The sequence below is a fragment of the Burkholderia sp. Ac-20349 genome (assembly GCF_017104865.1).
Classification (GTDB): domain Bacteria; phylum Pseudomonadota; class Gammaproteobacteria; order Burkholderiales; family Burkholderiaceae; genus Burkholderia; species Burkholderia aenigmatica.
The window spans coordinates 26,862-46,683 of record NZ_JAAGPM010000001.1 but is presented as its reverse complement, the minus strand read 5'-3'; the positions used below and the strand labels follow the sequence as shown (position 1 = coordinate 46,683).

Here is a 19,822-nt window from a genome sequence, read left to right as displayed (position 1 = left end):
CCATCCGTCCGTCTGTCCAGACGGTAATGTCCCTATAATGGCCGTGCCGTGAAATCCGGCCCCGCACGAATATCCAGAGGAGAGCAGTCTTGGCGAGAACGAAATCCACGCGCGCAGCGCCGGCCCCCGGCGCCGGTGTGATCTTCGCGTTGCGTGCGATCGGTCTCGTGCTGCTCGCGCGCTGGCTGTTCTCGATGTCCCAGATGGGCTATCGCTCGTCGCTGTCGGCGATGGTGTCGTCGCCCTGGGCGTTCGTCTACCTCCTGCTGATCTTCCTGCTGCTCGCGCTGCCGGGCGCCGTCGCGCGCGCCGAACGGCCGTTTCATCCGCTGCCGCAGTGGCTGCGCCAGGCGCTGCGCGTATTCGCGCTGATCGGTTTCCTGTTTGCCGTCTGGTCGATCGGCATGTTCGTCTGGGTGGACGGCTGGCGCCTCGCGCTGCATGCAGTGACGGCGACCAATGGCTGGCTCGTCGCCGCACCGGCGCTGTATGCGGCGATCGTCTGGATCTGCCGGCCGCGGCCGCTGTGGCGGACCAACGTGGCCGCCCGCCGCTTCGCGGTCGGCCGTTATGCGATTTCGCTCGACGTGCTGACGCGTACCACGATCGTCTGGATGGAAAGCCGCAAGGTCGGCCAGTACGATGCGCGCGAACTGACGGTGCGCTGGCCCGGCCGGGCGGCGCCTGCCGCAGGCGAGGGTGCAACGGACGGGCAACCGGCCGTCGTGCCGCCGCGCCGCGGCAGCCTGTTCAATCGACCGAAAGTCGAGCTGCTGTGGGATTCGCCGGCGGCCGTCGGCCATAACCGGCAGATCGTCATGCGCGCGCCGCTCGCGACCGAAGGCGACCGCGTCGCGGTGCTCGCGCTCGACGCCGCGCTCAAGCAGATCGTCTGACAAGTCCCGCGCACGGCGTGCGGGCGACAAGGAGGCGTGATGATCGTCCGTTGGTTGCTGGCTGCCGTTCACCTGAGTGCGTTCGGCGTCGCGTTTGCCGCGATCGCGGGGCGCAACCGTGCGTTGCGCCGGCTCATCGCGTCGGCGCAGGCGGCCGACTTGCCCGGTGTATTCAAGGCCGATGCTGCGTGGGGACTGTCGGCGCTGGTGCTGATCGTGACGGGCCTGATGCGCGCGTTCGGCGGTTTCGAGAAAGGCACAGCGTACTACCTGCACGAACCACTCTTTCATCTGAAGATGACCGCGCTCGTGCTGATCCTGCTGCTCGAGGTCGTGCCGATGCTCGGGTTGATCCGATGGCGCGTCGCCGCGCGGCAGCAGCAGATGCCCGATCTCGGCCGTGCGCGCACCTATGTGCGGATCGGCCATTGGCAGGCGGTGCTCGTGATCGTCATCGTGTTCGCCGCGTCGGGGATGGCGCGGGGGATTGGGCTGGCCGGGTAGGTGCGGCCGGCTAGGTCTGGCCGGGTAGGTGCGGCCGGCCAGGTCTGGCCGGGTAGGTGCGGTCGGCTAGGTCCGGCCGGGTAAGTACGACCAGGCAGGTATGGCCTGGGCGAAGCCGGCCAGACCCGCCATCGCTACTGCCACCCTCATCCGGATCCCGTTCGACGCGCGCAGCGTCTTTCCCCAGGCACTTACCAGCCCGGCCGCAGGCCGCATCGCTTCTCTCGATTCCGACTCGACCGGGCGATCCTGCCGCCCGGTCCGTCCCGCGCTCAGCGCGCGAGGCAGGGGCGCTTGTTGTTGAAGGTCCACCCCGGAATCAGGTATTGCATCGCTGCCGCGTCGTCGCGGGCACCGAGCCCGTGCTGCTGGTACAACTCGTGCGCGACCGCGACGGCATCCATGTCGATATCGATGCCGAGCCCCGGCCGCTTCGGCACGTCCACCATCCCGTTCTCGATCTTCAGCGGCTCGCGCGTCAGCCGCTCGCCGTCCTGCCAGATCCAGTGCGTATCGATCGCGGTGACCTGGCCCGGCGCGGCGGCTGCGACATGCGTGAACATCGCGAGCGACACGTCGAAGTGGTTGTTCGAATGCGAGCCCCAGGTGAGGCCCCAGTCGCGGCACATCTGCGCGACACGCACCGAACCCTGCATCGTCCAGAAGTGCGGATCGGCGAGCGGGATGTCGACCGCCTGCAACTGCACCGCGTGACCCATTTGCCGCCAGTCGGTCGCAATCATGTTGGTGGCCGTCGGCAGCCCCGTCGCGCGGCGGAATTCGGCCATCACCTCGCGGCCCGAATAGCCGTTCTCCGCGCCGCATGGATCTTCCGCGTACGCGAGCACGTGATGCTGATCGCGGCACAGCCGCACGGCCTCGTCGAGCGACCAAGCGCCGTTCGGGTCGAGCGTCACGCGCGCGTCGGGGAAGCGCTCGGCGAGCGCCGTCACCGCCTCGATCTCGCTCGCGCCTTCGAATACGCCGCCCTTCAGCTTGAAGTCATTGAAGCCGTAGCGCGCGTGCGCGGCCTCGGCGAGCCGCACGACCGCCTCGGGCGTCAGCGCGGCTTCGTCGCGCACGCGCGTCCAGTCGTCGGTCGCGCCGCGGCCGTCGCGATAGGGGAGCGCGGTCTTCGTGCGGTCGCCGATGTAGAACAGATAGCCGAGCATTTCGACGCGCTCGCGCTGCTGGCCTTCGCCGAGCAGCGCGGCGACCGGCACGCCGAGATGCTGGCCGAGCAGGTCGAGCAGCGCCGCTTCGAGCGCGGTGACCGCGTGGATCGTCGTGCGCAGGTCGAAGGTCTGCAGCCCGCGGCCGCTTGCGTCGCGGTCGGCGAAAGTGCGCCGCACGTCGTTGAGCACCGCGTGGTAATTGCCGACCGGCTGGCCGACGACGAGCGCACGCGCATCGTCGAGCGTGCGGCGGATGCTTTCGCCGCCGGGCACTTCGCCGACGCCGGTCCGGCCCGCGCTGTCCTTCAGGATCACGAGGTTACGGGTGAAGAACGGGCCATGTGCACCGCTCAGGTTGAGCAGCATGCTGTCGTGGCCGGCGACCGGAATCGCTTGCAGGTCGACGATGCGCGGCGTGTCGTGGGAAGGCGAGGCAGTGACGGCGTTCATGGGCGGCGATGGCAAAAGGGTGGGCAATGCCGTGCGGCAAAAGCTTTGCCGCGCGCGGCGGGAGGTGCGATCATTCGACAACCGACGTGCGCGGCGCGCAAGGCCCGCAAGTCGACGCAACCCGGAACGGGGTGGGAGCGACAACCGAGCCAGTGCAGCGCAGAACGCGAACGCTGGCCGATCGTAAAGCATGGGACCGGGCGGCGCTGGAATGCGCGCTTGAGTCGACAGGAGATCCGTGCTTCGATCATCAGTCGTCGGATGACTTGTGACGCAGTATAATGAATCATCGGCTTTCGCTCAAACCCCGCGTAAACCCTCGGCTCACATTACGATCATTCAAAAAGGAACCGGCCTCATGTCCGTGCCTACGCTTCCCGCAGCGCCGCGCCGTCGCGCACGCAGCCTCGCACAAGATGTCGTCGACGCGCTGACCGCGCAGATCGAAAACGGCACGCTGCGTCCTGGCGACAAGCTGCCGACCGAAACCGAAGTCATGGCGGCGCAGGGCGTGAGCCGCACGGTCGTGCGCGAGGCGATCTCGCGGATGCAGGCAAGCGGCCTCGTCGAGACGCGCCACGGCATCGGCAGTTTCGTGCTGGAGCCGTCGCGCCGCCAGACGCTTGGCATCGACCCGGCGACGATCACGACGCTGCGCGACGTGCTTGCGGTGCTGGAGCTGCGCATCAGCCTCGAGAGCGAATGCGCGAGCCTCGCCGCGCAGCGCGCGAACGATACCGACCTTGCCGCGCTGCGGCGCGCGCTCGACGCGATCGCGACGGGGGCGGGCGGCGGCCGCGACACGGCGCAGCTCGATTTCCAGTTCCACCTGCAGATTGCGCAATCCACCGGCAACCGCTATTTCGTCGACATCATGACGCAGCTTGGCACGTCGATCATCCCGCGCACGCGCGTGAATTCGGCCCGCTTTGCCGGCGACGATCTCGAACGGTATGTCGGCCGGCTGAACCACGAACACGAGGATATCTACGAGGCGATCGCGCGCCACGACCCGGAGGCGGCCCGCGCCGCGATGCGCACGCACCTCACCAACAGCCGCGAGCGGCTGCGCCGCGCGCACGAGGCGGCCGAAGCCGAGCGCGACACGCAGGCCAGCTGACGCGCCGGGCAGTGCGGCTCGCGTTGCCGCCGGCCCGGTCGAATCGCATCAACATCAGTTGTCATACGAGATCGGATCTCGCTTCATCGATCGCCGGAGCCGGGCGGCGTTTCCGCCGCCGGCCGCCGGCACCGCCGATCAGCCTCCCTTCGTCGTGATCGTCTTCCACGCACCGCTCTTCACCTGGTACAGCGTCGACATCCCGCTCTTCAGCGAGCCGTCGTTCGCGAACGAGATGCGGCCGGTGACGCCTTCGAAGTCGACCTTCTTCAGGGCCGGGCGATAGACCTTCGGGTCGGTCGAGCCGGCCGCCTGCATCGCCTTGATCGCCGCCCAGGCCGCGTCGTAGCCGAACTGCGCGTACGACAGCACGTCGACGCCGAAGCGCTTCTTGAAGCGCTGTTCGAAATCCTTCCCTTGCGGCAGCTCGTCGAGCGGCCGGCCGTATTCCCACGCCATCGCGCCTTCGGCGGCCGGGCCCGCGATCTTGATGAACTCGTTGTCCTTCACGCCGCCGCCGCCGACGAACTGCGCATTCAGCCCGAGCTGGCGCATCTGCTTGATGAAGTTCGCGGCGAGCGAATCGAGGCCGCCGAAGAAGATCAGATCGGGGTTCTTGCCCTTCAGGCTCGTGATCTGCGCACGGAAGTCGACCGCCTGGTTGCTGGTGAACTCGCGGCCGATGATGTTCCCGCCGGCGGCCTTCACCGCCTTCTCGAACTCGTCGGCCTCGCCCTGGCCGAACGCGGTGCGGTCGTCGATGATCGCGATGCGCTTCGCCTTCGTCACGTCGACCGCGTACTTGCCCGCGTTGCCGGCGTTCTGGCCGTCGGTCGCGATCACCATGAACATGTTCGCGAGTCCGCGCGCGGTGAGCGTCGGGTTGGTCGCGGCCGGATCGATCACCGGGATGCCGGCCTTGTCGTAGACGACCGAGGCCGGAATCGTCGTCCCCGAGTTGAAGTGGCCGACCACGACCGACACGTTCTGGTCGACGAGCGCCTGCGCGGCCTGCACGCCGATGCGCGGGTCGGCCTGGTCGTCCTGCACGACGAGGTTGAAGTGCGCGGGCTTGCCGGCGATCTGCACCTTCTGCGCGGCGGCATCGTCGAGCGCAAGCTGCACGCCGTTCTGCAGATCCTTGCCGTAGCCGGCGTTCACGCCCGTGAGCGGCGCGGCGAAACCGACCTTCACGTCGGTCGTATCGGCGGCCTGGGCGGCCTGTTGCGAGAGGAGGGCAAGCGCGGATGCAATCAACACCGACAGCAGGGAATGACGGAATTTCATGTTGTTCCTCTTGTTCGACACCTGCGAGTGAGTACCGCACGCGCCCGGGCGGGCCGAACGTGTGCGACGGGCGGGCGGTTCGACCGCTTCTCGGAATCGGGCGGGGAGGTCGGCATCGTGATCCTCGGAAGCATCTCCCGTCAGGCTCCGCGAAGAGCCCCGATCGCCTCGATATATAGGTCGCCGATATGCCCGGGTCTTGGCAATTTGCCGCGCATTCGGTGCGGATTTGCGCATAGCTTCCGCGCGTGCCGGGGCAGCCGGTATCGGGAGTTTCCCGTCGCGAACGGAGCTGGCGGAGAGGAGGGGGAGCGGAGGACCGGCGAGGGGCACGGAGGCGGCGCGGCCCGCCGGGGCCGCGCCGCGCACGGGACGTCGTCAGTCGGACAGTGCGTCCGATGCGGCTTCGGCATCGTCGTGCGATGCGTGCGTGCGGATCAGCGGATCGCTGGCGCTCGGGCGGCCCGTCTCGACGTGCCCTGCGAAGCGGCGCAGGAAGCCGAGCAGCCGGCCGTCGCTGACGGTCAGGTCGTACCAGCCGTGGCTGCCGCGCAGGTCCCAGTAGTCGTCGATCTGCTGGCCCGGCGCGAGGTCGAACGTGCGCGCGTGGCCGTGGCCATACGCGTTCGTGACCTTGAGCCGCACGGCCTTGTGGCCGCGGTTCATCAGGCGCAGCGTGATGTTGCCGTTCGCGACGTCGTAGCCGTAGATCACCTCGGGGTTCACGCTCGCGTTGCCGATGCCGGTCGCGAACGGGCCGCGGAAGTGGCAGTAGAAGCCGTTCGGGCCGTACACGTCGAGGTCGTACAGGCCGAGCGATGCGGCGGCGCTCCAGGTGTCGGCGACGCGCTTGCCGGCTTCGACCGTGTACGCCCACGGGCCGTCGAGTCGGTTGCGCGACTGGACCTGGAACGCAGCGCCCGCCTGGCCGGTGTTCGCGAAGGTCAGCCGGAACGGGCCGTTGGGCGCGTCGATGCGGCCATGCACGAACAGCTCGTACGGCAGCGCGCGCGCCGGCCGCAGCCCGGCCTCCTGCTTCGGCAGCTTCTGCAGTACCGGCGGCACGGGGATGTAGTCGGGATGGCGCAGGCGATCGGGCGGCGCGTAGCCGCTCGTGTCAGGCAGCGTCGGCCAGCCGGCGTCGGCCGTCGCGAAATCGAACGCGGCGGTCAGGTCGCCGCACACCGTGCGGCGCCACGGCGACACGTTGCCGGCCTTGACCGGATATTGCGCGCCGAAACGTGCCTCGATGAATTGCAGCAGCGACGTGTGATCGAAGGTCTGCGAGCAGACCCAGCCGCCTTTCGTCCACGGCGACACGACCAGCATCGGCACGCGCGGCCCGAGTCCGTACGGGCCGGCCATGTGCGATGCGTCGCCGGGGAACACCTCGTTGGTCGTCGCGACCGTCGACAGCCCGTTGTCGCGCGACTGCGGCGCGAACGGCGGCGGCACGTGGTCGAAGAAGCCGTCGTTCTCGTCGTAGGTGATGAACAGCGCGGTCTTGCTCCACACGTCCGGATTCGACACGAGCGCCTTCAGCACCTGCTCGATGTACCACGCGCCGTAGTTCGCGGGCCAGTTCGGATGCTCGGAATACGCTTCCGGCGCGCAGATCCACGACACCTGCGGCAGCGTGCCGTTCTTCACGTCCTGCTGCAGGATGTCGAACAGCGTGCCGCCGGCGCTGATGTTGGTGCCGGTGCGCGCCTTGTCGTACAGCGGCGTGCCGGGCAGCGCGGTGCGGTACTGGTTGAAGTAGAGCAGCGAGTTGTCGCCGTAGTTGCCGATGTACGGGTTCTGCGTCCAGCCCCACGAGCCGTTCGCGTCGAGCCCGGTGCCGACGTCCTGGTAGATTTTCCACGACACGCCGGCCTGCTCGAGCACTTCCGGATAGGTCGTCCAGGCGTAGCCTTTTTCCTCGTTGCCGAGCACCGGGCCGCCGCCCGTGCCGTCGTTGCCGACGTAGCCCGTCCACATGTAGTAGCGGTTCGGATCGGTCGAGCTCGGGATCGCGCAGTGGTACGCGTCGCAGATCGTGAACGCATCGGCGAGCTGGTAGTGGAACGGGATGTCGTCGCGCTTCAGGTACGCCATCGTCGTGGTGCCCTTGTTCGGCACCCACTGGTCGTAGCGGCCTTTGTTCCACGCGGCGTGCATGTCCTGCCAGCCGTGCGGGAGGTCTTGCAGGAACTGCAGGCCGAGCTTGTCCGCGCCCGGATGGAATGGCAGCAGTTCGGCCGGGCCGACCGGCTGGTGGAACACCGACTTGCCGTTCGCGAGGCGCAGCGGGCGCGGGTCACCGAAGCCGCGGACACCGCGCATCGTGCCGAAGTAGTGGTCGAACGAGCGGTTCTCCTGCATCAGGATCACGATGTGTTCGATATCGCGGAGGGTGCCGGTGCGGCGGTTCGCGGGAATCGCAAGCGCATCGCGAATCACGGGCGGAAACAGGTTCAGCGCGGCGGCGCCGGCGGTGCCGGCAGCGACGCGCAGGAAGTCACGACGGTTCGATCGAGTCATGGTCGTTATCGTGCGGTAAAGGAGGGAGCCGATTGGCGGGACCTGCTGGAAGGGCGCGCCCGGGTCGCAGGATGCGGCTGCGCCGGGTTGTGCCGCCGCGAGCATAGCGAGGAATCGGTGTCATTCATGTGAAGTCCGAAAACGTTTGCATCTGCACGGAAACGATGTCGAAGCAGCGTCGGCGCGCCAGTCGACAGCGGCCGTGGCGAGGCAGGGGCAGGGCGGGAAAGCGGTGCGACGCGGGACGCGCGCCGGTGAAGCGGAGGGCGATGCCGGCGCGTCAGGCGTCCGTCACCCACGCGCCGAACCATTCGCTCGGGCGCGCGATTTCGTCCTGCGCGGCGACGAGTTCGAGCTCGTAGCGGCGCGCATCGTAGGTGGCCTTCACGACCGCGTGCACGGCGGCGAGCGTGTGCTCGAACGCGGCGCGCACGGAGTCGCCGCGCAGCCGGCAGGCAACGAAGATCGCGCTGGTCAGGTCGCCGACACCGACCGGATGGCGCGGAAACGCGTACAGCGGGCGCTGGCCGATCCACGCTTCGGTTTCGGTGACGGCGAGCATGTTGAAACGGTCGGCCGGGCTGTTGCGGTCGTGCAGGTGCTTGACGAGGATGATCTGCGGGCCGCGGCGGATCAGCGCGCGGCAGGCTTCGACGGCTTCGGCGACGGTTTCGATGCGCCGCCCGGCGAGCTTCTGCAGTTCGGTGTGGTTCGGCGACATGCCGTCCGCGAGGGCCGGCATCTCCTGGACCATGAATTCCTCGACGCCGGGCTCGGGCCGGATGCCGCCCGTCTGGCCCATCGCCGGATCGCAGAAGTACCACGCGTTCGGGTTCATCGCCTTCACCGAGCGGACGATCTCGACAGCCGCCCGCGCCTGCGGCGGCGAGCCGAGGAAGCCGGACAGCACGGCGTCGCAGCGCTTGAGCGCGCCGATCGCGGCGATGCCGTCGACGAGCTGCTCCATCTTCGCGGCATCGATCGCGCTGCCGGCCCAGTGGCCGTACTGCATGTGATTCGACAACTGGACGGTATTGAGCGGCCAGACGTTGACGCCCAGGCGCTGCATCGGGAACACGGCCGCACTGTTGCCGGCATGGCCGTAGATGACGTGCGACTGAATGCTGAGGACGTTTTTCATGGGAATCGCCTGCACGCGTTTCAGGGTCACGTCACACGATACCCGAGTTCGTCGCGCGCGCGGAAGTCGCACAGCCCCGGAGTGTTGCGCGCCGTCGTCAGCACGACCGCGTAGAATCGCGGGGCGCGAGGCGGCCCGGCTGCCCGCGTGCGTCTCCAATCACCGTGATCGCCATGCTTTCGATTCGCAAGATGTTGTTTGCCGCGCGCGCCGCCGCGCTCGGCGCTGGCGTCGCCGCCGCGTGTGCCATGCCTGCCGCGGCGGTGGCCGTATCGCCCGCCGGCAACGACGGGCCCGTGTACGGCCCGCGCCTGGAAGGGTTCACTTATCCGGCGCCCGTGCATCTGTACACGTTCGTGTCGCAGCGCGACACCCTCGAGATGGCCTACCTCGACGTGCAGCCGGCGCACCCGAACGGCCGCACCGTCGTGCTGCTGCACGGGAAGAACTTCTGCGCGGCGACCTGGGAGGACACGATCGGCGTGCTGAGCCACGCGGGCTATCGCGTGATCGCGCCGGACCAGATCGGCTTCTGCAAGTCGTCGAAGCCCGATCGCTACCAGTACAGCTTCCAGCAGCTGGCGCACAACACGCACGCGCTGCTCGAATCGTTGGGCGTGAAGTCGGCGACGATCGTCGGCCACTCGACGGGCGGGATGCTCGCGATGCGCTACGCGCTGATGTATCCGAAGGCGACCGACCAGCTCGTGCTCGTGAACCCGATCGGCCTCGAGGACTGGAAGGCGCTCGGCGTGCCGCCGCTGTCGGTCGACTACTGGTATGCGCGCGAGCAGAAGACCACGGCCGACGGTATCCGCCGCTACGAGCAGGGCACGTACTACGCGGGCAAGTGGTCGCCGTCGTACGAGCGCTGGGTGCAGATGCTGGCCGGGATGTACCGCGGCGCCGGTCGCGACGCGGTCGCATGGAACTCCGCGCTGATCTACGACATGATCTTCACGCAGCCGGTGGTCTACGAACTCGGCGCGATCCGCGTGCCGACGCTGCTGATGATCGGCGACAAGGACACGACCGCGATCGGCAAGGACGTCGCGCCGCCCGACGTGCATGCGAAGCTCGGCCACTATCCGGAACTCGCGAAACGCACGCAGGCCGCGATCCCCGGCGCGCAGCTCGTCGAATTCCCGGCGCTCGGGCACGCGCCGCAGATCCAGGACCCGGACGCGTTCCACAAGGCGCTGCTCGACGGGCTGGAGGCCGTGCACCCGCAGTGATGCGGGGCCGGCCGCGAGCCGTCAGCGCGTGTCGCTCGCGAGTTCGTCGCGGATCTGCGCGGTCAGTTCGAACGAGCGCAGCCGTGCGGCGTGATCGTAGATCTGGGCGGTGACGATCAGCTCGTCGGCGCCGGTCTGCGCGATGCGGTCGCGCAGCTTGTCGCGCACCGTGTCGCGCGAGCCCACCGCCGCGAACGACAGCGAATGCGCGACGGTCGCGAGCTCGAGCTCATTCGCCTCGAGCACGTCGACCGGCGGCGGCAGCTTGCCCGGCGTGCCGCGCCGCAGGTTGATGAACTGCTGCTGCAGCGACGTGAACAGGCGCCGCGCCTCGTCGTCGGTATCGGCGACAAACACGTTGACGCCGACCATCGCATGCGGCTTCGGCCACGCGGCCGACGGGCGGTACTGCGCGCGATAGATCTCGAGTGCGCGCATCAGGTAATCCGGCGCGAAGTGCGACGCGAACGCGAACGGCAGCCCGAGCATCGCGGCGAGCTGGGCGCTGAACAGGCTCGAGCCGAGCAGCCACACGGGCACGTCGAGCCCTGCACCGGGCACCGCGCGCACGCGCTGGCCGGGCACCGGCTCCGCGAAGTAGCGCTGCAGCTCGGCGACATCATCCGGAAACGAGTCGGCGCTGCCGATCAGGTCGCGGCGCAGTGCGCGCGACGTGGTCTGGTCGGTGCCGGGCGCGCGGCCGAGGCCGAGATCGATGCGCCCCGGATACAGCGACGCGAGCGTACCGAACTGCTCGGCGATCACGAGCGGCGCGTGGTTCGGCAGCATGATGCCGCCCGACCCGACCCGGATCGTCTGCGTGGCGCCCGCGACATGGCCGATGACGACGGCGGTCGCCGCGCTCGCGATGCCGGGCATGTTGTGATGCTCGGCGAGCCAGTAGCGCCGGTAACCCCAGCGTTCCGCATGCTGCGCGAGATCGACGGTGTTGCGGAAAGCCTGGGAGGCGTCGGCGCCGGCCGGAATGGGGGCGAGATCGAGTACGGAAAACGGAGTCATCGGTTGGCCTTCGAACGGGGGAGCAGGGTGATGCGCTTACGCAACAAATGCCAAGGATTTTGCCAAAGGGTTCCGGAACGTGCTGGGGGCGGCCCGATACCCATGCGCCTTTCAGGGATGCAGGGTCGAATTCGGCCATCGTTGCAAAAATCAATCTAATTGCGGATTAATTACCAATCTTTACGGCGATTGGATGTGAATCCGCATCGACGTACAAATTTGCACGAAATGTTTGATTTTCAAGACTGCAATACGCTTGCAAACCGCTTACGCTAACGTGAACGCGGGTGCGCCGAAATGGTTCGTCGCCTGCACAGCTTTGCCAGAATTGCACCAGTGCGTTTCTCGTAGTGCCAAGCGCGGGGTGCCGCAGGCTGCTAAAATCCGGCGCCTGCCCATGTTGTGCCGAAGGTAGCCATACGAGTCTTCCCGCATCCCGTCCGGGCGTCGTGCGGAGATGCACCACGCGAAGCCGGGCATGGCCAGACCTGAAGGATGGGTCGAGCCTCCCTCATATACAGACGCTGCTGGAACAAGGAGTCGGGTCGTGCCCGCGTTCGTCGTTGTCGGAATACCGAATCACGTTCAATCACGCTCACGCGTTCTCCATGGCGTTCAGGTCGCCGGGAGGCGTCGCGCATGACGGCAACCGTAACGATGCTCGACTGGCTCCTGATCGTGTTTACGCTGGCCGCGGCCGGGTATGCGCTCGTCGCCGCGTTCGCGCCGCGGCCGCGCACGCCGCACACGGCCGTGCGCGACGGCTTCGAGCCGATCAGCGTGCTCAAGCCGCTGTGTGGCGCGGAGCCGCACCTGTACGAAAACCTCGCGACGTTCTGCGAGCAGCGCCATCCGCGTTATGAAGTGCTGTTCGGCGTCGCGTCGGCGGTCGATCCGGCCATCGCCGTGGTCGAACGGCTGCGCGCCGATTATCCCGAGTGCGACATCACGCTCGTGGTCGACGCGCGCGTGCACGGCAAGAACCTGAAGGTCAGCAACCTGATCAACCTCGCCGAACGTGCGAAGTACGGCCGCATCGTGATCGCGGACAGCGACATCGCGGTGAAGCCTGACTATCTGGAGCGCGTGACGGCGCCGCTCGCCGATGTGTCGGTCGGTGTCGTCACGTGCCTGTATCATGCGCGCAGCGTCGGCGGGTTCTGGACGCGGATCGGTGCGCAGTTCGTCGATGCATGGTTCGCGCCGTCGGTCCGGATCACGCATCTCGGCCGCTCGAGCCGCTTCGGCTTCGGCGCGACGCTCGCGCTGACGCGCGACACGCTCGACCGGATCGGCGGCTTTCCCGCGCTGAAGGACGAGCTGGCCGACGATTTCTGGCTGGCCGAGCTTCCGCGCCGTCTCGGGCGGCGCACCGTGCTGTCGGAAGTCGAGGTCGCGACCGACGTGATCGAGCCGTCGTTCGGGCCGCTGTGGCACCGCGAGACACGCTGGCTGCGCACGATCCGGTCGCTGAACCCGGCCGGTTTCGCGTTCCTGTTCATTACGTTCACCGTGCCGTGGCTCGCGATCGGCGCGGCGCTCGCGCTGCGCCTTGACGGAACCTTCGCCGGTTCGCTGGCAGGCGCGGCGGTCGTGGTGGGCGCGTTCGGGCGGCTCGTGCTGCACGCACGCGGCGAGGATGGCTGGCGCGCATTCTGGCGCGACCTGCCGCTCGTCGCGGTGCGCGACACGCTGCTCGCGCTCGAGTGGCTCGCGGCCGTGTTCGGCACGCACGTCGTGTGGCGCGGCGCGAGGATGACGGTCGTCGGCGGCGAACGCGCGACGGCGGCCGTGGAAGGCGTGGACGGCCGCTAGGGCCGTTCCGATCGAATCCGGCCCAAGGGCCGAGACGCGTTGCGCGGCGGGGCCGCGCGGCGCGACATGACAAAGAGGCGGGCGCCGGCAGGGCGGCCCGCGGTTTTTTTGACTGAATCGTTGTGACGAATCGAACTATGCAGGCTACCGGAGCACTCATGAAAACGCTGTTCTTGCAGGCCCCTTCGTATGACGGCTTCGACGGCGGAGCCGGCTCGCGCTATCAGGCGAAGCGCGAAATCCGTTCCTTCTGGTATCCGACGTGGCTCGCGCAGCCGGCCGCGCTCGTGCCGGGCAGCCGCGTCGTCGACGCGCCGGCCGACGGCCTGTCGGTCGAGGAAACGCTGAAGATCGCCAACGACTACGACCTCGTGATCATCCACACGAGCACGCCGTCGTTCCCGACCGACGCGATGTTCGCGCAGGATCTGAAGAAGATGAAGCCGTCGCTGCTGGTCGGCATGGTCGGCGCGAAGGTGATGGTCGATCCGCACAACTCGCTCACGGCGAGCGAGGCAATCGACTTCGTGTGCCGCGAGGAATTCGACTACACCTGCAAGGAAATCGCCGAAGGCAAGCCGTTCCCGCAGATCAAGGGTTTGAGCTGGCGCGCGAAGGACGGCTCGATCGAGCACAACGAAGCGCGTCCGATCCTCGAGAACATGGACGAACTGCCGTTCGTCGCGCCCGTCTACAAGCGCGACCTGAAGATCGACAACTACTTCATCGGCTACCTCAACTATCCGTACGTATCGATCTACACGGGCCGCGGCTGCAAGTCGCGCTGCACGTTCTGCCTGTGGCCGCAGACGGTCAGCGGCCATCGCTACCGCACGCGCTCGGTCGAGAACGTGCTCGCGGAAGCGAAGTGGATCCGCGACAACATGCCGGAAGTGAAGGAACTGATGTTCGACGACGACACCTTCACCGACGACCTGCCGCGCGCGGAAGCCATCGCCATCGGCCTGGGCAAGCTCGGCATGACGTGGTCGTGCAACGCGAAGGCGAACGTGCCGTACAAGTCGCTGAAGGTCATGAAGGAAAACGGCCTGCGCCTGCTGCTGGTCGGCTTCGAATCCGGCGACGACCAGATCCTCGTGAACATCAAGAAGGGCGTGCGCACCGATTTCGCGCGCCGCTTCAGCGCGGACTGCAAGAAGCTCGGCATCAAGATCCACGGTACCTTCATCCTCGGCCTGCCGGGCGAGACGCAGGAAACCATCAAGAAGACGATCGAGTACGCGAAGGAAATCAATCCGCACACGATCCAGGTGTCGCTCGCCGCGCCGTATCCGGGCACGACGCTCTACAAGCAGGCCGTCGAGAACGGCTGGATGGAAGAGAACAAGACCATCAACCTGGTCAGCAAGGAAGGCGTGCAGCTCGCTGCGATCGGCTATGCGCACCTGTCGCGCGACGAGATCTATCACCATCTCGAGCAGTTCTATCGCCAGTTCTACTTCCGTCCGTCGAAGATCTGGGAAATCGTCCGCGAGATGCTGACGAGCTGGGACATGATGAAGCGCCGTCTGCGCGAAGGTGTCGAGTTCTTCCGCTTCCTGCGCGCACACGAGGCCTGATTCGTGACGACGCAGCGGGCGGCGCGGGCGCTGATCTTCACCGCGGACGACTTCGGGCTGCACCCGCGCGTCAACGCGGCGGTCGAGCGCGCGCACCGCGACGGCGTGCTGAACGCCGCCAGCCTGATGGTCGGTGCGCCCGCCGCGCAGGATGCGATCGAACGCGCGCGGCGGCTGCCGTCGCTCGCGGTCGGCCTGCATCTGGTGCTCGCGGACGGGCCGGCCACGCTGCCCGCGCATGAGATTCCCGCGCTCGTCGGCCCCGACGGGCGGTTCGGCGACGCGATGGCGAAGGACGGCTGTCGCTTCTTCTTCCTGCCGCACGTGCGTGCCCAACTGCGCCGCGAGATTCGCGCGCAGTTCGACGCGTTCGCGGCGAGCGGCCTGCCGCTCGACCACGTGAACGCGCACAAGCATTTCCACCTGCATCCGACCGTGCTGTCGATGATCATCGAGATCGGCCGCGACTACGGGCTGCGCGCGGTGCGGCTGCCTTACGAGACGAGCGCGCCCGCGCTGCTCAAGCCGTGGATTGCGCTCGTGCGCGCACGGCTCGACCGCGCGGGGCTCGCACACAACGACTACGTGGTCGGGATCGAGCATACGGGCGCGATGGACGAGGCCGTGCTGCTCGACGCGCTGGCCAAGCTGCCGCCGGGCGTTGGCGAGATCTATTGCCATCCGGCCGAGGCCGGCGACGGCCCGATCACGCCGACGATGTCCGGCTACCGTCCGGTGGACGAACTCGACGCGCTGCTGTCGCCGCGCGTCGCGGCCGCGCTGAAGGCGGCGGGCGTCGCGACCGGCGGCTTTGCCGACGTGTTCGGCCAGCCCGCGGCACGGCGCGGCGCGCCGGCATCGCGCGCACCGGGGGCGCAGCCGTCATGACCAAGTGGATCAAATGGCTCGGCTGGCCGCTCGGTATCGGCATCCTGCTGGCGCTGGGGCTGCATGAAGGCATCGGCGACGTGTCGCAGATGCTCGCGCGCGCCGGTTACGCGCTGCTGTGGCTCGTGCCGTTCCATGCGCTGCCGCTGCTGCTCGACGCCTACGCGTGGCACCTGCTGCTCGACAAGCGCTCGTCGCTGCCGTTCCTGTGGTGGATCGCAACCGTGCGCGAGGCGGTGAACCGGCTGTTGCCCGTGGTCGGGATCGGCGGCGAGCTGGTCGGGATCCGGCTCGCGCGCTGGCAGGTGCCGGACGCGAGCCGCGTGACGGCGTCGGTGATCGTCGAGGTGCTCGTGACTATCGTCGTCCAGTATGCGTTCGCCGCGCTCGGCCTCGTGCTGTTGCTCGCGACGACGGACAACATGGGCGGCGGCACGATCGGGCTCGCGCTGCTGCTCACGCTGCCGCTGCCGGTACTCGGCGTCGTGCTGATGCGCCGCGGCGGGATTTTCCATGCAATCGAGCGTTTCGCGGGCCGCCTGCTCGGCGATTCGCACCGGCTGCTGCAGGGCGTCGACGGCAAGCGGCTCGATGCCGACATCGATGGGCTGATGTCGCGTACGGGCCTGTTGTTCAGCGCATTCTTCTGGCAGCTGGCCGGCTACACGCTCGGCGCGCTCGAGATCTACTGGGCGCTCGCGCTGCTCGGCCATCCGGTGTCGATCGGCGGCGCGATCGCGATCGAGGCGATGACGCAGGCCGTGCGCCATGCGGCATTCATGGTGCCGGGCGGTCTCGGCGTGCAGGAGGCGACCGTCGTGCTGCTCGCGCAGATGTTCGGCGTCGATCGCGAGACGGCGCTGTCGCTCGCGCTGGTCAAGCGTGGCCGCGAGGTGCTGTTCGGCTGCCTGGCGCTCGGTTCGTGGCAGCTTGCCGAGCTCGTGCGCACGCGCCGCCGCATCGGTGTGCCGCCGGCCGTGCCGCGTGCGCCGCACGCGACGAGCCGCGTGGCCGAAACTGAAACCGAAACGATGCATTGAACACGAGACGGGCTGCGGGCCCGTCTCGCGCTTTTGGCGTCGCGCGGGTATCCTTGCCGCGTGTTTTCTCGACGCGTATTTCTTCCGATGAATTTCCGTTTCCGGCTGCTTCCCGTGACGATGCTGGCCGCCGCGCTGGCGCTGACCGGCTGCGACGACAAGCAAGGCAACCTCGACGTGCAACGTATCAGGGACTTCTTCAACGCGATCAAGCCCGCGCCGCTGCTGCTGAAGGGGCTGAAGGTCGGCGAATCGACCGAAGCCGACGTGCGCGGCACGATGGGCAAGCCCGAGACCGAGCGTGACTTCACCGACGGCTCGAAGCGCCTCGAATACCCGCGCGGCCCGATGGGCAACCAGACGTGGTTCGTCGACCTCGATGCGAACGGCCGCTACACGGGCGCGACGCAGGTGCTGACCGCCGAGAATTTCGCGAAGGTGCGCCCGGGGATGAACGAGGACGAGGTGCGGCGCCTGCTCGGCAAGCCCGGCGACATCGCGCAGTATCCGCTCAAGCCCGAGACGGTCTGGAGCTGGCGCTGGCTCGAGGACGGCGTCAACACCGACGCATTCTTCAACGTGCATTTCGGCCCGGACGGGCTTGTCTATACGACTTCGCGCTCCGATATCCTGAAGGGACGGTAAGCGCAGCCGCCTTCGGCGCTATATCGAAAAAGCGACCGGAAAATTGCAAAAAGTCCGCTTCCCTGCCCGTTATCCGGTTGTCAGGGAGCGGCTTTTTTCCTTTTGAAACAGGGGCGTAGGCCCTGGTTGCAAATGGTGGGACGGATTGCTGCGACGCAGCAATCCCGTGCAAGGTGATTTGAGGCAATCAATTTCGCTTGCGACTATCCGCGTCAGCCCGGCGCGGGACAGGCATACGCGTCGGCATCCATTCCAACTCTGGAGACGCGCGTGTTCCTTTACGGCTTTGGTCCTGTCCTCTGGGCCGGCACCGTGCAGACCATCGAGCTGTCGGTGCTGTCGCTCGCCACTGCGGTGGCGCTGGGGCTGATCGGCGCGGTGGCGAAGCTGTCGCACAACCGGGTGCTGCGAGCGATCGCGACCGGTTATACGACGCTGATCCGCTCGGTGCCCGATCTTGTCCTGATGCTGCTGTTGTTCTACAGCATCCAGATCTGGCTGAACCAGTTCACCGACTTCGTCGGCTGGGACCAGATCGACATCGACCCGTTCGTGGCCGGCGTGCTGACGCTCGGCTTCATCTATGGCGCGTACTTCACCGAGACGTTCCGCGGGGCGTTCCTGTCGGTGCCGCGCGGCCAGCTCGAAGCCGGCGCGGCTTACGGGATGAGCGGCGCGCGCGTGTTCGCCCGGATCATGTTTCCGCAGATGATGCGCTTCGCGCTGCCGGGCATCGGCAACAACTGGCAGGTGCTCGTGAAGGCCACCGCGCTGGTGTCGATCATCGGGCTTGCGGACGTCGTGAAGGCCGCGCAGGACGCCGGCAAGAGCACGTTCAACATGTTCTTCTTCATCCTCGTCGCGGCGCTGATCTATCTCGCGATCACGACCGTTTCCAACCTCGTGCTGATCCAGCTCGAGAAGCGTTATTCCATGGGCGTGCGGCACGCAGAACTATGATCGAGATCCTCCAGGAATTCGGCCAGGCGTTCCTTTACTGGGACGGCCAGCGCCTCTCCGGCCTCGCGGTAACGCTGTGGCTGCTCGTCGCGTCGATCTCGCTCGGCTTCGTGTGCGCGGTGCCGCTCGCGGTCGCGCGCGTGTCGAGGAACAAGTGGGTGTCGACGCCGGTGCGGTTCTACACGTACGTGTTCCGCGGCACGCCGCTCTACGTGCAGTTGCTGCTGCTGTACACGGGCATGTACAGCCTCGAGTTCGTGCGTTCGCACTCGCTGCTCGACGCGTTCTTCCGCAGCGGCTTCAACTGCGCGATCCTCGCGTTCGCGCTGAACACCTGCGCGTACACGACCGAGATCTTCGCGGGGGCGATCCGCGCGATTCCGCACGGCGAGGTCGAGGCTGCGCGCGCCTACGGGATGTCGCCGTTCACGATGTACCGCCGCGTGATCCTGCCGTCGGCGCTGCGCCGCGCGCTGCCGCTGTACAGCAACGAGGTGATCCTGATGCTGCACGCGACCACCGTCGCGTTCACGGCGACCGTGCCGGACATCCTGAAGGTTGCACGCGACGCGAATTCCGCGACCTACATGGCGTTCCAGTCGTTCGGAATCGCCGCGCTGATCTATCTTGCGGTATCGTTCGCACTCGTCGCGGCGTTTCGCCGCGCGGAGCGCCACTGGCTTGCGTATCTCGCGGCCGCCCGTCATTGAATCACTTCGAGGAGAGCCAGTTGGCCGAGATCACTCAAACGAGCGCTGCCGCTTCCACCAAGCTTGCCGCGGTCGACATTCACAAGCGCTACGGCGACAACGAAGTGCTCAAGGGCGTATCGCTGAACGCGAAGGCCGGTGACGTCATCAGCATCATCGGCGCGAGCGGCTCGGGCAAGAGCACGTTCCTGCGCTGCATCAATTTTCTCGAGCGGCCCAATGCGGGGCAGATCGTCGTCGACGGCGAGGCCGTGCGCACGAAGGCCGACCGCGCCGGTGCGCTCGAAGTCGCCGATCACAAGCAGCTGCAGCGCATCCGCACGAAGCTCGCGATGGTGTTCCAGCACTTCAACCTCTGGGCGCACATGAACGTGCTCGAGAACGTGATGGAAGCCCCCGTGCACGTGCTCGGCATTTCTAAGAAGGAAGCCGAGGAGCGGGCGCGCGAGTACCTGGAGAAGGTCGGCTTGCCGCCGCGCGTCGAGAAGCAGTATCCGTCGCACCTGTCGGGCGGCCAGCAGCAGCGCGTGGCGATTGCGCGTGCGCTGGCGATGCATCCGGACGTGATGCTGTTCGACGAGCCGACGTCGGCGCTCGACCCGGAGCTGGTGGGCGAAGTGCTGAAGGTGATGCAGAAGCTGGCCGAGGAAGGCCGCACGATGATCGTCGTCACGCACGAGATGGGCTTTGCGCGCAACGTATCGAACCACGTGATGTTCCTGCATCAGGGGCGGACCGAGGAAGAGGGCGACCCGAAGGAAGTGCTGGTGCGCCCGCAGAGCGAGCGGCTCAAGCAGTTCCTGTCGGGCAGTCTCAAGTAACGCGACAGGGCA

Annotated in this window: 17 protein-coding genes; 12 read left to right on the top strand and 5 right to left on the bottom strand. The window is 67.4% G+C overall.

All coding sequences use genetic code 11. The annotated features are described in order from the left end of the window. Positions 1-89 precede the first annotated feature (89 nt). Together G3N61_RS00180 and G3N61_RS00175 are read left to right on the top strand one after the other, a co-directional pair. Entirely contained in the window at positions 90-896 is an 807-nt protein-coding gene (locus tag G3N61_RS00180; protein WP_205821079.1) for a hypothetical protein, read from the top strand. Between the two features lie 39 nt (positions 897-935). Then, complete coding sequence (locus tag G3N61_RS00175; protein ID WP_205821078.1) at positions 936-1,400, top strand: DUF2214 family protein; 465 nt, start codon at positions 936-938, stop codon at positions 1,398-1,400. A 272-nt stretch (positions 1,401-1,672) separates the two neighbouring features. Here G3N61_RS00175 and gudD read toward each other — a convergent pair whose 3' ends face one another. Beyond that, positions 1,673-3,025, bottom strand: coding sequence for a glucarate dehydratase (gene gudD, locus G3N61_RS00170; protein WP_043182042.1), 1,353 nt, complete (start codon positions 3,023-3,025; stop codon positions 1,673-1,675). 358 nt (positions 3,026-3,383) lie between these two features. Here gudD and G3N61_RS00165 point away from each other — a divergent pair, with 358 nt between their 5' ends. Beyond that, complete coding sequence (locus G3N61_RS00165; RefSeq protein ID WP_089450172.1) at positions 3,384-4,145, top strand: FadR/GntR family transcriptional regulator; 762 nt, start codon at positions 3,384-3,386, stop codon at positions 4,143-4,145. 138 nt (positions 4,146-4,283) lie between these two features. On the opposite strand, the gene G3N61_RS00160 is transcribed toward G3N61_RS00165, so the two are convergent. The 3 genes from G3N61_RS00160 to pdxY all read right to left on the bottom strand — a co-directional run bounded on the left by G3N61_RS00160 (position 4,284) and on the right by pdxY (position 9,096). Further along, positions 4,284-5,432, bottom strand: a complete 1,149-nt coding sequence (locus G3N61_RS00160; protein WP_205821077.1) for a branched-chain amino acid ABC transporter substrate-binding protein — start codon at positions 5,430-5,432, stop codon at positions 4,284-4,286. A 378-nt stretch (positions 5,433-5,810) separates the two neighbouring features. Beyond that, positions 5,811-7,955 (bottom strand): phospholipase C, phosphocholine-specific, encoded by a 2,145-nt coding sequence (locus tag G3N61_RS00155; RefSeq protein ID WP_205821076.1) that lies wholly within the window; start codon positions 7,953-7,955, stop codon positions 5,811-5,813. A 280-nt stretch (positions 7,956-8,235) separates the two neighbouring features. Then, complete coding sequence (gene pdxY / locus G3N61_RS00150) at positions 8,236-9,096, bottom strand: pyridoxal kinase PdxY (protein WP_042977705.1); 861 nt, start codon at positions 9,094-9,096, stop codon at positions 8,236-8,238. 173 nt (positions 9,097-9,269) lie between these two features. On the opposite strand from pdxY, the gene G3N61_RS00145 reads away from it, so the two are divergent. After that, positions 9,270-10,331, top strand: coding sequence for an alpha/beta hydrolase (locus tag G3N61_RS00145; protein WP_043182048.1), 1,062 nt, complete (start codon positions 9,270-9,272; stop codon positions 10,329-10,331). Positions 10,332-10,352: 21 nt separating this feature from the next. Here the strand turns inward: G3N61_RS00145 and G3N61_RS00140 are convergent, their stop codons facing one another. After that, positions 10,353-11,351: an LLM class flavin-dependent oxidoreductase gene (locus G3N61_RS00140; protein WP_205821075.1), complete on the bottom strand. Its 999-nt coding sequence runs from the start codon at positions 11,349-11,351 to the stop codon at positions 10,353-10,355. Positions 11,352-11,990: 639 nt separating this feature from the next. Between G3N61_RS00140 and hpnI the strand changes: the two genes are divergently transcribed. The 8 genes from hpnI to G3N61_RS00100 all read left to right on the top strand — a co-directional run bounded on the left by hpnI (position 11,991) and on the right by G3N61_RS00100 (position 19,810). After that, a complete protein-coding gene (hpnI, locus tag G3N61_RS00135) occupies positions 11,991-13,166 on the top strand; it encodes a bacteriohopanetetrol glucosamine biosynthesis glycosyltransferase HpnI (protein ID WP_043182050.1) in 1,176 nt (391 codons plus the stop codon). A gap of 158 nt (positions 13,167-13,324) precedes the next feature. After that, positions 13,325-14,746, top strand: coding sequence for a hopanoid biosynthesis associated radical SAM protein HpnJ (hpnJ, locus tag G3N61_RS00130; protein ID WP_043182051.1), 1,422 nt, complete (start codon positions 13,325-13,327; stop codon positions 14,744-14,746). Between the two features lie 3 nt (positions 14,747-14,749). Next, entirely contained in the window at positions 14,750-15,634 is an 885-nt protein-coding gene (gene hpnK, locus G3N61_RS00125; RefSeq protein WP_205821074.1) for a hopanoid biosynthesis-associated protein HpnK, read from the top strand. Next, positions 15,631-16,674 (top strand): lysylphosphatidylglycerol synthase domain-containing protein, encoded by a 1,044-nt coding sequence (locus G3N61_RS00120; RefSeq protein ID WP_089450178.1) that lies wholly within the window; start codon positions 15,631-15,633, stop codon positions 16,672-16,674. The genes hpnK and G3N61_RS00120 overlap by 4 nt, the downstream gene beginning before the upstream one ends. An 87-nt stretch (positions 16,675-16,761) precedes the next feature. Beyond that, on the top strand, positions 16,762-17,319 hold the full coding sequence (locus G3N61_RS00115) for a lipoprotein (protein WP_043182057.1): 558 nt from the start codon (positions 16,762-16,764) through the stop codon (positions 17,317-17,319). Between the two features lie 270 nt (positions 17,320-17,589). Then, complete coding sequence (hisQ, locus tag G3N61_RS00110) at positions 17,590-18,279, top strand: histidine ABC transporter permease HisQ (protein ID WP_043182060.1); 690 nt, start codon at positions 17,590-17,592, stop codon at positions 18,277-18,279. Continuing rightward, positions 18,276-18,989: an ABC transporter permease gene (locus tag G3N61_RS00105; RefSeq protein ID WP_043182061.1), complete on the top strand. Its 714-nt coding sequence runs from the start codon at positions 18,276-18,278 to the stop codon at positions 18,987-18,989. Before hisQ ends, G3N61_RS00105 begins: the two co-directional genes overlap by 4 nt. 20 nt (positions 18,990-19,009) lie before the next feature. Beyond that, entirely contained in the window at positions 19,010-19,810 is an 801-nt protein-coding gene (locus G3N61_RS00100) for an ABC transporter ATP-binding protein (RefSeq protein WP_043182063.1), read from the top strand. Positions 19,811-19,822: the final 12 nt, after the last annotated feature.